This is a genomic window from Methylobacterium indicum, from assembly GCF_017347565.1.
GTDB lineage: Bacteria > Pseudomonadota > Alphaproteobacteria > Rhizobiales > Beijerinckiaceae > Methylobacterium > Methylobacterium indicum.
In genome coordinates this window covers 5,707,685-5,723,667 of the sequence record NZ_AP024145.1, presented here as the reverse complement: position 1 = coordinate 5,723,667, position 15,983 = coordinate 5,707,685, and the positions used below count along the sequence as shown (strand labels likewise).

The window sequence follows — 15,983 nt, the reverse complement described above, 5'->3', positions numbered from 1 at the left end:
GGCAGCATGAGATTGGAAACGATCGACGCCTCCAAGCGCGACACGACGCCCAGCCCGAATACCACACAGGCACGCGACGGAGGCCGGCCCAACGAGTCGGGCCAGAACGCCAATGCCGGTGGCAAGGCCATCATGGGAGCGAGCGCGAAGAAGGCGCAACTCCAGGAGATGATCGATGCCTTCGATCGATCGATCGCCGAGAAGGACAAGCAGATCGCGGGTGAAAAGGCGTTCGAGCAGAACGTCCGGGACAACCTCGGGGCCGACCAGCAGGGCACCTCCCGCATTCCGGACCTCGAACGCGAGCGGGCCGGGCTCGTGGCGCAGCGAGACGTCCTCGTCGATGCCCGCGACAACATCGGACCGGCGGCGGAAGAATTCCAGAAGGGCAATCCCTGGCCGATGCTCGGGCTGTTCGCCGAGCGCGAGCCGCTGGTGCAGGTCGCGGGCGAGGGCGCGGCCGGCAAGGTGGCCGGCGCGCTGGCCCGTCCCGTCGGGAAGCTAGCCGAGACCGCCGGCAAGCTCGTCGGCAGGGTGGGCACGAAGCTCGGCGAGCTCGGAGAGAAGGTCGGCCTCCGAAAGCCGCGCCCGGCCTCCCGCCCCTCGCCCGGAGCCGAGGGCGAGTCGATCCAGGGGCGGCAAGGACGCCAGAACGGCACCGGTACGCGCTGCACCTGGCCCTGCACCAAGAAGCCGGTCGCCCTCGCCGACGGCGCGAAGGTGACCTTCGACGTCGAGTTCACGCTGCCGGGCGTGCTGCCGCTCGAGCTCGCCCGCAGCTACGCCTCCGACCTGGGCCATGACGGGCCGCTCGGGCGCAACCGCATCGGCAGCCTCGACGAGGTCCTGGTGCGCGAGCCCGACGGCAGCCTGCTCTACCGCATGGGCTCGGGCCTCACCGCCGGCTTCGACCGCCCGACCGGCAATATCGGCGAGGTCAGCCGCAACGCCCGGCACCCACACCTCGCTCTGTCGGCCGCCGGGAACCGGGCCTACGCCGTGCGCGACCGCGGTCTCACCAAGCGCTTCGACAAGGGGAAGGACGGCGTCTGGCGCCTGGCCGAGATCCAGGACCCGAACGGCCGCCACGCCACGTTCCGGCGCGACGCCGCGGGCCTGCTCCTGCGGCTCGACCGCTCGGACGGTTTCGCGTTCGTGTTCGAGAACGGCGCAAGCGGCCTGCGCGAAGCCGTGACCCTGCAGGCCCCCGGGGGCGAGACGCGCCTGCTCATCCGCTACGCCTACGACGCGCACGGTAACCTGACGCAGGCGCGCAACGCCTACGGCCCCTCGTTCCGCTACGAGTATGATGCCGCCGGCCGCTTCTGCGCCTACGAGGACGGGGTCCACACCCGCAACACCTACGCCTACGACGAGGCCGGCCGGGTGGTCGCCGTCACGACGCCCGGTGGCCGGTTCGACTACCGGCTCACCTACGGGGCGGACGGGCGCACGACGACCCTCGCCCATGCCGACCGGCCGGATGGGGCCCGGCGCTACACCTTCGACGCCAACGGGCGGGCGCTCACCGAGACCGACGCGCTCGGCCGGGTGCGCCGCTTCGAGCGCGACGCGCTCGGCACGCTGCTGGCCGAGACCGATGCCGAGGGCCAGCGCACGGCTTACGCCTACGACGCCTTCGGCACCTTGAGCGCGGTCACCGATCCGGAGGGCCGGCGCACCGCGTATCACCACGACGAGGACGGTCGCCTCGAGCGCCTGATCGACCCGGCCGGCCAGGCCTGGACATGGACCTATGACGGCCGCGGCAACCTCGTCGCGGCGGTCGACCCGCTCGGCACCCGTACCGACTACGTCACCAACCACGCCGGCCTGCCCACCGCGATCATGCGCCACGACGGCCTGATCGAGCGGCGCGACTACGATGCGCAGAACAACCTCGTGCGCCTCGTCGATTATCGCGGCGGCACCACCCTGTTCACGCGCGACGCCTTCGGCCGGCTTACCGCCCGCACCGACCCCCTCGGCCACGTCACCCGCTTCAGCTACGACGAGCGCCCGGGCGCCGACTTCTGGACCCCCACTGCCCTCACCCGTCCCGACGGCGTCAGCGTTCGACGCGAGCCCGAGCCGCACCGGGCCACCCTGACGCTGACCGACGGCGAGGGCCGGCGCACCCTCTACCGCTACGGGCCCTTCGACCTCCTGGAGGCGATCGAGGATCCCAAGGGCGGGTCCTTGCGCTTTTCCTACGACGCCGAGGAGCGCCTGGTGCGGGTCGAGAACCAGCTCGGCCGGCACTGGACCTTCGCCCGCGACGCCGCCGGGCGGGTGGTGGTGGAGACCGACTTCGACGGCATGACCCTGGCCTACGCCTATGACGGGGCCGACCGGGTGAGCGAGACGCGCCATGCCGACGGGGCGCGGATCGCCCATGCCTACGACCGCACCGGGCTGCTGCTGCGCCAGGAGGCTTTCGCGCCGGGGGCCACGAACCCGCAGGTCACCCGCTTCGCCTACGACCGGACCGGCCGGGTGGTCGAGGCCGAGACCCCCGCCGCGCTGGTGCGGCTGGAGCGCGACGCGCTCGGGCGGGTGATCGCCGAGACGCAGGGCGGGCGGCGGATCGAGAGCGCCTACGATTGCTGCGGCAACCGGACCGGGCGGCGCATCGGCGATCGGCTGGTGGCGACGGCCTACGACCCGCTCGGGGCGCTGTCGGGGCTGGCGATCGGGGAGCGGGCGCCGTTGCGCATCACCCGCGACGCCGCCGGCCGGGAGGTGCTGCGCGAGAGTGCGGCGGGGTTCCGGCTGGCGCAGGCCTGGGATGCGGTGGGCCAGCTGACGCGGCAGCGGGGCGGGCGCGAGCCGGGCCTCGTGGGGATGCCGCCGGGGCCGGGGGTGGAGCGGGCCTATGCGTGGTCGCGCGACGTCGCCCCGCGGGTGATCCGGGACGCGCGCTGGGGCGAGACGGCCTACGACACCGACGTGGCCGGACAGATCGTCGAGACGCGGTTCGGCGACGGCGAGGCGGAGCGGTTCGCCTACGACCCGGCGCTGAACCTGTGCGGGTTCGGCGATGCGACCGCGCGGGTGCAGGCCTGGCAGCTCGCCGCTGGCGGCCGGGTGGAGCGGGCGCGCGGTCCGCACGGGGAGACGATCCAGCTTGCCTACGACGCGCGCCGCCGGGTGGTGGAGCGTCGGGTCGAGCGGGACGGGTTCCGGCCGAGGACGTGGCGCTACGGCTGGGACGCGCAGGACCGTCTGGTCGCCTGCGAGACGCCGGAAGGGGAGCGGTGGGCGTACGGCTACGACGCGTTCGGGCGTCGGGTGTGGAAGCGGCGTCTTCTGGAAGAGGCGGAGGAAGCGTGGGTGCGGGGGAAGTTCCCGCATCTGGTGCGCAGCGTGGCGGCGGGGGGCCGCAGCGCGCTGGACGTGTGGCCGCGGCGTCCTGCGGGGGCGAGCGAGGTGGACGCGGCGCCGCCGGTGGTGGGGGTGGCGTATCTGTGGGACGGGGACGTGGTGGCGCAGGAGGCGGCGCTGCGGCTCGACGGGTCTGTGGAGTGGGAGCGGGCGACGAGCTGGCACTTCGCGCCGGGGACGTTCGTTCCTGTGGCGAAGGAGGAGGCGGACGGGCGGCTGCGCTACGTGGTGACGGACCACCTGGGCACGCCGCGGGAGGTGTTCGCGGAGGATGGCGGGCTGGTCTGGGCGGCGGAGTACCGGACGTGGGGGGCTGTGCGGCGTCTGTGGCTGGCGCAAGCCGACAACGACAACCGTGGCGGGGGTGGCTGGGGGCCCCGCCGGACGTTGGGCCGGGTCTGGGGTGGCCTGGCGCTGGAGGAGACGCCGGCTGCGGCCGAGGCGATGCTGGTATGCCCAATCCGGTTCCAGGGGCAGTGGGCCGATGCCGAGACGGGGCTCGTCTACAATCGGTTCCGGTACTACGATCCGCTGGCGGGGCAGTATGCTAGCTCTGATCCAATAAGATTATATGGTGGAATTAGACCAAATGCATACACTTCAAATTCGACATCGATTATAGATCCTCTCGGATTAGCCCCATGCTGCACCGCCTCTCCACTCGATTGGAGTAGAACCAACAAGGATGGAACGGCGGTTGATCATGTCAATAAATCACATGGCGATTTACGCTTAAGTAAGCCGCAGCAGGGTGTATTTTATGGAAATCCCAAGAATGCGATCGATGACGCTTGGGCAAAAGCAGATGCACAGCAAATTCGGCCAACGACCATCGGAAATCGCGATTATTATATTGTACCGAGAGACAACTCTGGATATGCTGGTGGTGCTGGCGGGCAAAGGCAAAATTATGATTTTGTGACAATCATAACAGAAACGAGTACTAACAGGCTGGTAACAGGGTTTCCAAGTGGGAACGGATTGCCAAGAGGTATTGATAATGTCAAACCCTGAATTTCATATCGCAGAATGCCCATGTTGCGGGATCGGTCAAGTAGTAATAACAAAAATATTAGATGATATATATTTTATTTGCGATGAATGTCAAACAATATGGTCTAAACCACAGGACTGTCGAGAATGTTCGAACATGGTATCCGATATTAACATCAATAATATGACATACCCCACAATAGAAGAGATAAAGAAACTTGGACTTTGGGAGTTTGTATCAGATAAGGGATGGTATTGATTTCAATATTGTGATAATTTTGTAGTAGTCGGCTCGACGGATGGTCGAGTAGTGGAGAGATGCAGCGAACGGTGAGACGGGGATCTTCCGAGGCTAGAGCCCTCTCTTCGGGCGGGTAAACCAGCCTACGATCCTATGTGAGAAGACGATGGGTGCTGGGGCGAGACGGTCTACGACACCGACGTGGCCGGACAGATCGTCGAGACGCGGTTCGGCGACGGCGAGGCGGAGCGGTTCGCCTACGACCCGGCGCTGAACCTGTGCGGGTTCGGCGACGCGACCGCGCGGGTGCAGGCCTGGCAGCTCGCTGCCGGCGGACGGGTGGAGCGGGCGCGCGGTCCGCACGGCGAGACGATCGCGCTGACCTACGACGCGCGCCGCCGGGTGGTGGAGCGTCGGGTCGAGCGCGACGGGTTCCGGCCGACGACGTGGCGCTACGGCTGGGACGCGCAGGACCGCCTGGTGGCGTGCGAGACGCCGTCGGGAGAGCGGTGGGCGTACGGCTACGACGCGTTCGGGCGTCGGGTGTGGAAGCGGCGGACCGATGCGGCGGGCGGGTCGGCCGGGACGGGGACCTCCTGAGCGCGGAGACGCCGCTGCGGGCGGACGGATCGGCGGGGTACCGTCCGTGGGGGCGGTGCGACCGGCCAGGCTCATCGTGCCGCCCGAGATCCGCCGCTCGGTGACGCAGGCGCGGATGTGTTCTCCGATCCGTTGGTGTGCAATGGAATCTCCGGCCGCTCCAGCACCCTCAGCAGGCCCGCCTCGTTGCGGTGCAGCCGCCCCCCTGCCGCTTGGAAGATCGGGACGCCCACCCCCGCCAACAGCGCACGCAGCCGCTCGGTCGTGACCTGACCCTGGACGTGGGCGGCGAGCAGCAACCGGCGCAGGTGCGGTCCGAGGCCGCCGGCCACGCCCGCCGGCAGAGCAGCCACCAGCGTCTCGCCCGAGGGCGTGTGCCAGCGCTCGCGCCGGTCGCGCGTCACGCAGGCCTCCAGCACCAAGTCGCGCACCACCACGTCCTGGTAGCCCATGAACGGCGAGCCGGGCGGCGCGGCCACCGACGGCACGACCTCGCGCGTGAGGGCGCAGCGCTCCTGTGCAGGGCCGCGCCGACGCACGGGGCTCTGGGGCTCGGCACCGCCGCCCGTCGCCTTCTCCATCCCGGACGGCGTCCGACGCGTCGGCGGGAGGCCCGTGAGCCGCGCGATCTCGTCGCGCAACGCCCGGTTCTCGGCGGTCAGGCGCTGCGTCCGCTCAATCGGCGTCCCGACAAGGCCTCGCAGGTCCGACAACCCGAGTGTCTCGACGGAAGCGGGATCAGGCTGCGCCGCGCCAATCCTGAATCACATCGGCACAGCCGGAGCAAACCCGAAACCCGCGATGTTGCTCCGGCTACGTCAGGCGGCCGCGACCCGGGCCGGCACCGGCGGCGGAGCGTCGGCCGGCACCTCGCGGGGCAGGGCCGGGACCCGGGCCCAGGGCTCGATCAGCGCGGGCAGGTCGCGCAGGCGGGCCGCCGCCGAGACGCCGACCGCCACGATGTCGTCCCAGCGCGACAGGAAGGCGGCGACGCAGGCCGGATCGAAGTGTCGGCCGCTCTCGGCCTCGATGCAGGCGCGCGCCTCGGGCAGCGGCATCGCCCGCTTGTAGGGCCGCTCGGTGGTCAGCGCGTCGAACACGTCCGCCACCGCGACGATGCGGGCGGCCAGCGGGATCGCCTCGCCGGACAGCCCCCTTGGATAGCCGCTGCCGTCCCAGCGTTCGTGATGCGCTTCCGCGATCTCGGCCGCGAGCCCGATGAGCGCGCAATGGCTGCCGCCGAGAATGCGCTTCCCGATCTCCGCATGGGTGCGGATCAGGGCGAACTCCTCCTCATCGAGGCGGCCGGGCTTGAGCAGCACGCCGTCCGGGATCCCCACCTTGCCGACGTCGTGGAGCGGTGCAGCGAGATAGACCCGGCGGCACAGCTCCGCGTCGAGTCCCAAGGCCTCGGCCATGATCTGGCTGTAGCGCGCGACGCGCCAGGTGTGGTCGCCGGTGTCGTTGTCCCGGTACTCGACCGCGAGCGACAGGCGAAAGATGATCTCGGCCTCCCGCTCCCGCAGGATGCGCACCGCCTTCTCGACCTCGCCGGCGAGCCACGAGGCCTGGTCGTCGAGCCGGCGCACCGCCGTGGCGAGCCGCACCACGTTGCGCAGCCGCACCTTCAGCTCGATGCGACCCATGCGCTTGTCGAGGAAGTCGGTGGCGCCCGCGTCGAGAGCGGCGAGGCGGACCTGGTCCTTCACCTCGCTGGTGATCATCACGATCGGCACCTGGGCATAGTGCTCGATCGCCCGCAACTGGCGGATCACCGAGATGCCGTCCATGTCGGGCATGGTGTAGTCGACGAGCACCAGGTCGTAGGCACGCATCCGCGCCTCGTCGAGTGCCACGAGAGGGTTGTTGATGGCAGAGACGTAGATCTGCTGGTCGTGCTCGAGCAGGCGTTTCAGCCGCATCAATACCGTCTGGCTGTCGTCGATGACGAGTACGTCCATCTGTCTTCTCCCGCGGCGCACAGCGTTCGACCTTCGGCCGACCCCGCGGCGTGGGAAGCCCTCGTAGGCTGCCCAGGTGCGAAACCAGGATTCGATCTCCCTAGCGGCAGTTTGGAATTTTACAACTTAACTGGGAGTAAACAAGCCTGGAAAAGAGGCCAAGCAGTGTCGGCAACGTGGCTCTCACTGTGGTCGACCTTGGTCTGGCGCAGCCAGGACCGCGTCCGCGATCGTCCGCATCGATCGGCGAGTGCAAAGTCAATGTGCAGGAGATCGATAATTCGACAAAGTTCTGGTAATTACTCTAGGGAGTGAACCCGTCGCGAAGATTTCGCGCGTCACGCCTGGCGGCGACGGCTGCAGGCTTACGATCATCCATCGCCCGGATGCACCGTAAGCCGCAGCCGGGCCGATGGCCGTCCCGGGCCTCGGAGCATCGCCGGCCGAGAGGGACCCGGCCGGCGACGAACGGCGTCGACGAGTTAGAGCACTTCACGATCGTGCTGCAATCGCGACGTTCTCTGGTTCCTTGATTTTGCCGGATTTTCTGCGACGAACCGGCATCCACCTCGTCGGTAGAAAACGATCTAGAAGTAGAAGCGCGGGCCGTAGATCCGACGGTAGTATGGCCGGTAATACGGACGATAGTAGCGGCGGTAATACGGGCGATAGGCACGCCGATAATACGGCCGGTAGTAGTAGCGCCGGTACGGACGGTGGCCGTAGTAGCGGCGATACGGGCGGTAGCGGTAGTGGCGACGGTAGTAATAGGCCTTGTCGACGAGCGGTGCGGCCGGATTGGCCTCGGCGGCAAGGGCGCCGGCGGTCGGCAGGGCGGCAGCCGAGCTGCGGCCGGTGCCAAGCCCGATCCCGGCGACCAGAAGAGTCAGGACCAGGCCGATCCATCGTAGGGCGCGCATGATGTCGGTCTCCCTCGGGCGGCGCGACGCTCATCGCCGGCGCCCCGTCTAGCGAATGGACAACGAGACACGGAAAGACCCGCCGGATGCGGCGGGACGCCCGCCCGACGACCGAGGGGCGCTCCCGTCACACCTAGACCCCGACGGCTCCGCTTCAATCGACGGCGTCCGCAAACGTGAGAATCGGGTGAGAGACCGGCGGCCCCTGCGGCAACGACGGTTGCTTGCCGGGGGCGGGCGGCCCGCATACCTCTCGGGTTGCCCCGTTCGGAGATCTCACGCCTCATGCCGTTCCGGCCCTTCGGCGCCCTGCGCGCCCTCCTGCCCGAGCGCTGGGCCCGTCGCCATCCGGTGGTGCCGGTCGTGCGCCTGAGCGGTGCGATCGGGGCGGTCTCGCCGCTGCGCGCCGGCCTGTCGCTGGGGGCCTGCGCGCCCGCGCTCGAGCGCGCCTTCGGCATGAAGGGCATCCGGGCGGTGGCGATCGTCATCAACTCGCCCGGCGGCTCGGCGGCGCAGTCGCATCTGATCTTCCACCGCATCCGGGCGCTCGCTGCGGAGGCCGAGGTGCCGGTTCTGGCCTTCGTCGAGGACGTGGCGGCCTCGGGCGGCTACATGATCGCCTGTGCGGCCGACGAGATCTTCTGCGATCCGGCCTCCCTCGTCGGATCGATCGGGGTGGTCTCGGCGGGCTTCGGCTTCACCGGCCTGATCGAGCGCCTCGGCGTCGAGCGCCGGGTCCACACCGCCGGCAAGGCCAAGGCGATGCTCGATCCGTTCCGGCCCGAGAACCCCGACGACGTCGCCCGTCTCAAGACCATCCAGGCCGACGTGCAGGCGATGTTCACCGACCTCGTCCGCAGCCGCCGGCCGGCCCTGACGGGCGATCCCGACGAGCTGTTTTCCGGCGCGGTCTGGACCGGGCGCCAGGGTCTCGCGCTCGGCCTCGTCGACGGCCACGGCGACGTGCGCTCGATATTGCGGGCGCGCTTCGGCGACACGGTGCGGCTGCCGCTGATCGAGCAGGCCCGCGGGGGGCTCCTCGCCCGGCTGCTGCGCCGGCGCGAGCCGGGCGCGGTCGGCATCGCGGCGATCGAGGGCGCGCTCGCCACCCTCGACGAGCGCGCCGCCTTCGCGCGCTACGGGCTGTAGGGATCAGGGCGAAGCCGGTTCCCGCAGGCTCGCGGGCAGCAGCGTCAGGCACAGGATCTGGTCCTGGCGCTCGTAGGTCTCGCGCTCGCGGATCGCCCGCTCGACCTCGTCGGTCTCGGCGGTGGAGTAGCGCAGGCCGAAGGGGATCGAGCCGTCCTTCGGGTAGGTGGCGAGCTTGCGCCGGGTCTCGGCCCGGCAATAGGCGACCCAGTCCGGCGCCAGGCCGAGCCGGCGGGCGGCGTCCGCCACGGCGGTGCCGACCCGGATCTCGGCCTCGCGCTCGCTGCGGGCGAGCGCCCGGTCGTCGAGACCGTTGATCAGCCCCGTGACCACGAAGCCCAGGGCGACCACGATGCTGACGAGGACGAACAGGCTGCGCATCGCTGAAGGACTGCTCCCACGCGGCGTTTCTGCGTCGCAGGCTAGGGCACTTCACGATCGCGTTGCAATCGCGAAGCACTCTAGGTCTTTGATTTAGCCGCATTTTCGACAACGAACCGGCATCCGCTTCGTCGTCGAAAATGCTCTCGGTGTCGCGCCGGGCCGCCTCGGCCACCCGGCGCGCGGGATGATCCTCAGTTGCCGCGCAGGAGCGCTTCGAGCACCTTCGCGCCGGGGCGTCCGGTCTGGGGCATGCCGAGGCGGCGCTCGACATCCTTGATCGCGTCGCGGGTCTTCGCGCCGACCTTGCCGTCCGGCTCGCCGACATCGTAGCCGCGGGCCGTGAGCGCGCTCTGGAGGCTGCGGCGCTCGGCGCGGGACAGGGGCGGGTCGTCGGTCGGCCAGGCGGTCTGCACGCCGGCCTTGCCGCGAAGCCGGTCGGACAGGACCGCGATGGCGAGCCCGTAGGACTCGGCGGCGTTGTAGGAGTAGATCGCGTCGAAGTTCTTGGTCACCAGGAAGGCCGGGCCGTTGGCGCCGGCGGGGGCCAGGATACCGACCGGCCCCTCGGCCGAGAGCGGCCGCCCGTCGAGCCGTGTGACGCCGAGCGAGGCCCAATGCGCCGCCGGCTTCTTGTTCTTGCGGCCCGCGGCCGAGACGTTGAAGCCGGGGGGCAGCCGCACCTCGTAGCCCCAGGGCTGGCCGTTGTGCCACTTGGCGACCCGCAGGAAGTTGGCGGTGGAGCCGACCGCGTCCGGCACCGAATCGACCACGTCGCGCCGTCCGTCGCCGTCGAGGTCGACGGCGAGGCGCTGGTAGGTCGTCGGCATGAACTGGGTCTGGCCGAAGGCGCCGGCCCAGGAGCCGGTCAGGCGCTCGGGCGCGATGTCGCCCCGGTCGATGATCTTGAGGGTGGCGATCAGCTCGCCCTTGAAGAAGTCGCGCCGGCGGGTGCCGCCGCAGGCCAGCGTCGCCAGGGACTGGACCAGCGGCATCTTGCCGAGGTTCTTGCCGAAATTCGATTCGACGCCCCACACCGCCGCGATGGTGTAGCGGTCGACCCCGTAGCGCGATTCGGCGAGCGCCAGGGCGCTGGCGTGCTGGCGCATGGCGGCGCGGCCGTCATCGACCCGCTCGTCGTCGACGAGGGCGGCCATGTAGTCCCAAACCGGCGTCTTGAACTCGGGCTGGGCCTGGGACAGCTCGATGACCTTGTCGTCGAAGCTGATCCCGGCGGTGGCGGCCTGGAACGCCGCCGGCGACACGCCGGCCGCCGCGGCCTCCTGGCCGAGTCCGGCGAGGCAGGAGCGGAAATCCGCCAGCGCCGCCTGGGGCAGGCCGAGGCCGGCGAGGCAGAGCAGGGTGGCGGCCTTGAGGGTCGCGCGCCGCGTCATGCAGAAATCTCTCCCGTTTCGCCGATCCAAGCACCGGAATAGGGCGTCATCAGGGTTAAGGAAAACCTGACGAACCCGGCGACCGACGGGAGATCGGCCGCGACGAACGGCCCACCGGCCGGGCGGGATTATTTTTCCGAGGCAAGTCGCTGGTCACCCGGCCGGCGTCGGCCGTTGCCTCTCGATGTCAGCCCGGGTTCCGCAGCGCGGCCCCGGGATGACAGGGAGAGTTGCAAGGCGGTCAGCCCACCCGCGTGGGCGCTCAGGCCCAGGGCCGCTCGGCGAGTTTCTGCTCGTAGGCGTCGATCGACGAGGCCTTCTCGAGGGTCAGGCCGATATCGTCGAGGCCGTTGATGAGGTTGTGCTTGCGCGCCGGATCGATGTCGAAGTGCAGCGTGCCGCCGTCCGGCCCCTTGATCAGCTGGTTCTCGAGGTCGATCGTCAGCGTCGCGTTCGCGCCGCGGCCCGCGTCGTCGAGGAGCTTTTCCAGGTCTTCCGGCGACACCGTGATCAGCAGGATGCCGTTCTTGGCGCTGTTGTTGAAGAAGATGTCGGCGAAGCTGGTCGAGATGATGCAGCGAATGCCGAAATCGGCCAGCGCCCAGGGGGCGTGCTCGCGCGAGGAGCCGCAGCCGAAATTGTCGCCGGCGACCAGGATCTTGGCGTTGCGGTAGGCCGGCTGGTTGAGGACGAAGTCCGGGTTCTCGGAGCCGTCGTCGCGGTAGCGCATCTCGGAGAAGAGGCCCTTGCCGAGGCCGGTGCGCTTGATCGTCTTGAGATACTGCTTGGGGATGATGCGGTCGGTGTCGACGTTGACGATCGGCAGCGGCGCCGCGACGCCCTCCAGAACGGTGAACTTTTCCATGGGTCGCTTCGTCCGAGATGCGCGCCGCGCGGGAGGGACCTGCGCGGCGCCAGTTCGGAGGTGTTCTAGCAACTCGCCGGTGCGGCGGGAAGCGCGCCCAGCGTCAGAGCGAGCGGGTCGCTATCGCGACCCCGACAGCTCCAGCACGTCGTCGAAGGTGCGCAGGCCCGGACGCGGCGAGTTGACCAGCACCGCCATGTTGCCCGGCGCGTGCTGGTTCTTCCACATCTTGGTATGGGCCTCGGGGATCTTGTCCCAGGGGAAGAGCTCGCTCATGCACGGGTCGACGCGGCGGTCGATCACGAACTGGTTGGCGGCGGCGGCCTGCTTCAGATGGGCGAAGTGCGAGCCCTGGATGCGCTTCTGGCGCATCCAGACGTAGCGGGCGTCGAAGGTGATGTTGAAGCCGGTCGTACCGGCGCAGAACACCACCATGCCGCCGCGCTTCACCACCAGGGCCGAGACCGGGAAGGTCGCCTCGCCCGGATGCTCGAACACGATGTCGACGTCGTTGCCCTTGCCGGTGATGTCCCAGATCGCCTTGCCGAACTTGCGGGCTTCCTTGGTCCACTCGTTGAATTCGGGCGAGTTGACCTTGGGCAGCTGGCCCCAGCAGTTGAAGTCCTTGCGGTTGATGACGCCCTTGGCGCCCAGGCTCATGACGTAGTCGCGCTTCGAATCGTCCGAGATCACCGCGATGGCGTTGGCGCCTGCCGCCGCGCAGAGCTGCACGCCGAACACGCCGAGGCCGCCCGAGGCGCCCCAGATCAGCACGTTCTGGCCCGGCTTGATCGTGTGCGGCGCGTGGCCGAACAGCATCCGGTAGGCGGTGGCGAGGGTGAGCGTGTAGCAGGCGCTCTCCTCCCAGGTCAGGTGCTGCGGCCGCTTCATCAGCTGGCGCGACTGCACCCGGCAGAACTGGCCGAAGGAGCCGTCCGGCGTCTCGTAGCCCCAGATGCGCTGGGTCGAGGAGAACATCGGGTCGCCGCCGTTGCACTCCTCGTCGTCGCCGTCGTCCTGGTTGCAGTGGACGATGACCTCGTCGCCGACCTTCCAGCGCTTCACCTTGGCGCCGACCGCCCAGACGATGCCCGAGGCGTCCGATCCGGCGATATGGAACGCCGCCTTGTGGACGTCGAACGGCGAGATCGGCTCGCCGAGGCCGGCCCAGACGCCGTTATAGTTGACGCCGGCGGCCATCACGAGGACGAGCACCTCGTCGTCGCCGATGGACCAGGTCGGCAGGACCTCGATCTGCATCGAGGTTTCCGGCGGCCCGTGCCGTTCGCGCCGGATCGCCCAGGCATACATCTTCGACGGGACGTGGCCGAGCGGCGGAATCTCCCCGATCTCGTAGAGATCCTTGATTTCGGTCCCGCCCTTCGGGGACCCACTCTTCGACACCGGATCCAGAGCGGCGCTCGCAGCCATCGTGGTCCCTCCCTTGCAATATTGCACTGCACCGTGAATTCTAGCGTCGTTCCAGGGGGCGTCCATAGCCCTTTTGGCGGGCGCCCGGACTTGTCAGCCTTAGGTCAAGGGTGACGATGAACCCGGGCGTGTCTACCATCCGGGAACGAGTGGGCGTCGCCCACGGGGCCGGTCAACGAGGGCGAGGGCGGATATGGGCGAACCGGAGGTCAAGCGCGACAAGCCGTGGATCATCCGCACCTATGCGGGGCATTCCACGGCCGCCGAATCGAACGCGCTCTACCGCGGCAACCTCGCCAAGGGGCAGACCGGCCTCTCGGTCGCCTTCGACCTGCCGACCCAGACCGGCTACGATCCCGACCACGAGCTCGCCCGCGGCGAGGTCGGCAAGGTGGGCGTCTCGATCGCCCATCTCGGCGACATGCGGACCCTGTTCCAGGACATTCCGCTGTCGCAGATGAACACCTCGATGACCATCAACGCCACGGCCCCGTGGCTGCTGGCGCTCTACCTCGCGGTGGCCGAGGAGCAGGGCGCCCCGTTCTCGGCGCTGCAGGGCACCACCCAGAACGACATCATCAAGGAATACCTGTCGCGGGGCACCTACGTCTTCCCGCCCGGCCCGTCGCTCCGGCTCACCAAGGACGTGATCCTGTTCACGACGAGCCAGGTTCCGAAGTGGAACCCGATGAACGTCTGCTCCTACCACCTGCAGGAGGCGGGAGCGACGCCGGTCCAGGAGCTGTCCTACGCGCTGGCGGTCGCCATCGCGGTCCTCGACACGGTGCGGGACGACCCCGCCTTCGACGAGGCGAGCTTCGCCGACGTGGTCGGGCGCATCTCGTTCTTCGTCAATGCCGGCATGCGGTTCGTCACCGAGATCTGCAAGATGCGGGCGTTCTGCGACCTCTGGGACGAGATCACCCGCGACCGCTACGGCATCGACGACCCGCGCAAGCGCATCTTCCGCTACGGCGTCCAGGTGAACTCGCTCGGCCTCACCGAGCAGCAGCCCGAGAACAACGTCCACCGCATCCTGATCGAGATGCTGGCCGTCACCCTCTCGAAGCGCGCCCGCGCCCGCGCCGTGCAGCTGCCGGCCTGGAACGAGGCGCTCGGCCTGCCGCGCCCCTGGGACCAGCAATGGTCGATGCGGATGCAGCAGATCCTCGCCTTCGAGACCGACCTCCTCGAATACGACGACATCTTCGACGGCTCGGTCGCCATCGACGCCAAGGTCGAGGCGCTGAAGACCGAGACCCGGGCGGAGCTCGCCCGCATCGGCGCGCTCGGCGGCGCGGTCACGGCGATCGAGACCGGCCTGATGAAGCGGGCGCTCGTCGAATCGAATGCCCGGCGCATCGCCGCGATCGAGCGCGGCGAGCAGGTCGTGGTCGGCGTCAACAAGTTCCAGAACGGCGAGCCCTCGCCGCTCACCTCCGGCGACGGGTCGATCTTCACCGTCTCCGAGACGGTCGAGATGGAGGCCCAGAGCCGCATCAAGGCCTGGCGCGCGCAGCGCGACGCCGCCGCGGTGGCGGCGGCGCTCGACAAGCTCGAGGCCTCGGCCCGCGAGGGCCGCAACGTGATGCCGGCCTCGATCGCCTGCGCCAAGGCGGGCGTCACCACCGGCGAGTGGGGCGAGCGCCTGCGCCAGGTCTTCGGCGAGTACCGCGCGCCGACCGGCGTGACGCCCGAGACCGCGACCTCCGGGGCGGCCGAGGAGGCGCGCCTCCTCGTCGCCGATCTCGGCGAGCGGCTGGGCGAGGCGCCGAAGCTCGTCGTCGGCAAGCCCGGCCTCGACGGCCACTCGAACGGCGCCGAGCAGATCGCGCTGCGCGCCCGCGATGTCGGCTTCGACGTGACCTACGACGGCATTCGCCAGACCCCGGCCGAGATCGTCGCCAAGGCGCGGGAGCGCAACGCCCACATCATCGGCCTGTCGATCCTGTCGGGCTCGCATGTCCCGCTGGTGCGCGAGGTCCGGGCCCGCCTGCGCCAGGAGGGTCTCGACCACATCCCGGTCGTCGTCGGCGGCATCATCTCGTCGGAGGACGAGCTGGTGCTGAAGAACATGGGAGTCGCGGCGGTCTACACCCCGAAGGACTATGCCCTCGACACGATCATGGTCGGCCTCGCCAAGGTGGTGGAGCGCGCCATCGCCCGCCGGGACGCGGAAGCCGCGGAGCCGCGGCGCGAGGAGGTGTTCTGAGGCAGCGCGTCGGGTCCGCTCTTGCCCGATGCGGCCTCCAGAGATCGATGCGTCGTCTGGAGGCCTTCTTCGAGGTTGGTCGATCTGTAATCGACCGATGATTCGGGATGAGATCGCCGATGGGAGAAATATATTCGGCAGCGGGTGCGTCTGTCAGAGTCTGTTTGACTTGCAACGACATAAGCGCGAGGGGATTTTCTATCTTACCCTCCACCTCAGGATGAGGTTGCTGGTGGGATAGGGTATGTCGATCGGCCGAACTGGCTCTCGGAGTCTGGCCGACGCACTTGATAGTCTTGATACATTCCTGGTCGTCCCCTGCCGCGCAGCGGAGCTCGAGATCCGGCATCGCCGACGATTCAGGAGAGGGCTGATCGCGTTCCCCCTGGTCCATTCCCGCCTGAAATTCTGGATTCCGGGCTCCGCCGTCGCGGCCCCGGAACGAGGCGGCA

The 15,983-nt window shown here is 69.0% G+C and carries 11 protein-coding genes; 4 read left to right on the top strand and 7 right to left on the bottom strand.

Going from position 1 to position 15,983, the window contains the following annotated elements; all coding sequences use genetic code 11:
• Positions 1-6: 6 nt before the first annotated feature.
• A complete protein-coding gene (locus miv_RS26545) occupies positions 7-4,398 on the top strand; it encodes an RHS repeat-associated core domain-containing protein (RefSeq protein WP_207179840.1) in 4,392 nt (1,463 codons plus the stop codon).
• A 421-nt stretch (positions 4,399-4,819) separates the two neighbouring features.
• Complete coding sequence (locus miv_RS26540; RefSeq protein WP_207179839.1) at positions 4,820-5,218, top strand: RHS repeat domain-containing protein; 399 nt, start codon at positions 4,820-4,822, stop codon at positions 5,216-5,218.
• Positions 5,219-5,289: 71 nt separating this feature from the next.
• On the opposite strand, the gene miv_RS26535 is transcribed toward miv_RS26540, so the two are convergent.
• The 3 genes from miv_RS26535 to miv_RS26525 form a co-directional block, all read right to left on the bottom strand.
• A complete protein-coding gene (locus tag miv_RS26535; RefSeq protein ID WP_207179838.1) occupies positions 5,290-5,931 on the bottom strand; it encodes a hypothetical protein in 642 nt (213 codons plus the stop codon).
• A gap of 105 nt (positions 5,932-6,036) precedes the next feature.
• Positions 6,037-7,179, bottom strand: a complete 1,143-nt coding sequence (locus miv_RS26530; protein ID WP_207179837.1) for an HD domain-containing phosphohydrolase — start codon at positions 7,177-7,179, stop codon at positions 6,037-6,039.
• Positions 7,180-7,766: 587 nt separating this feature from the next.
• Complete coding sequence (locus miv_RS26525) at positions 7,767-8,099, bottom strand: hypothetical protein (protein WP_244748715.1); 333 nt, start codon at positions 8,097-8,099, stop codon at positions 7,767-7,769.
• A 285-nt stretch (positions 8,100-8,384) separates the two neighbouring features.
• Between miv_RS26525 and miv_RS26520 the strand changes: the two genes are divergently transcribed.
• Entirely contained in the window at positions 8,385-9,248 is an 864-nt protein-coding gene (locus miv_RS26520) for a S49 family peptidase (RefSeq protein WP_207179836.1), read from the top strand.
• 3 nt (positions 9,249-9,251) lie between these two features.
• Here miv_RS26520 and miv_RS26515 read toward each other — a convergent pair whose 3' ends face one another.
• The 4 genes from miv_RS26515 to ccrA all read right to left on the bottom strand — a co-directional run bounded on the left by miv_RS26515 (position 9,252) and on the right by ccrA (position 13,319).
• A complete protein-coding gene (locus tag miv_RS26515; protein ID WP_048429958.1) occupies positions 9,252-9,629 on the bottom strand; it encodes a hypothetical protein in 378 nt (125 codons plus the stop codon).
• A gap of 194 nt (positions 9,630-9,823) precedes the next feature.
• The gene (locus tag miv_RS26510) at positions 9,824-11,023 is read right to left on the bottom strand and encodes a lytic murein transglycosylase (RefSeq protein WP_207179834.1); all 1,200 of its coding nucleotides are present in this window, start codon (positions 11,021-11,023) and stop codon (positions 9,824-9,826) included.
• 262 nt (positions 11,024-11,285) lie between these two features.
• Positions 11,286-11,888, bottom strand: a complete 603-nt coding sequence (leuD, locus tag miv_RS26505; protein ID WP_058618335.1) for a 3-isopropylmalate dehydratase small subunit — start codon at positions 11,886-11,888, stop codon at positions 11,286-11,288.
• 120 nt (positions 11,889-12,008) lie between these two features.
• Positions 12,009-13,319: a crotonyl-CoA carboxylase/reductase gene (gene ccrA / locus miv_RS26500; RefSeq protein WP_048429955.1), complete on the bottom strand. Its 1,311-nt coding sequence runs from the start codon at positions 13,317-13,319 to the stop codon at positions 12,009-12,011.
• Positions 13,320-13,512: 193 nt separating this feature from the next.
• Between ccrA and miv_RS26495 the strand changes: the two genes are divergently transcribed.
• The gene (locus miv_RS26495) at positions 13,513-15,531 is read left to right on the top strand and encodes a protein meaA (RefSeq protein ID WP_207179831.1); all 2,019 of its coding nucleotides are present in this window, start codon (positions 13,513-13,515) and stop codon (positions 15,529-15,531) included.
• Positions 15,532-15,983: the final 452 nt, after the last annotated feature.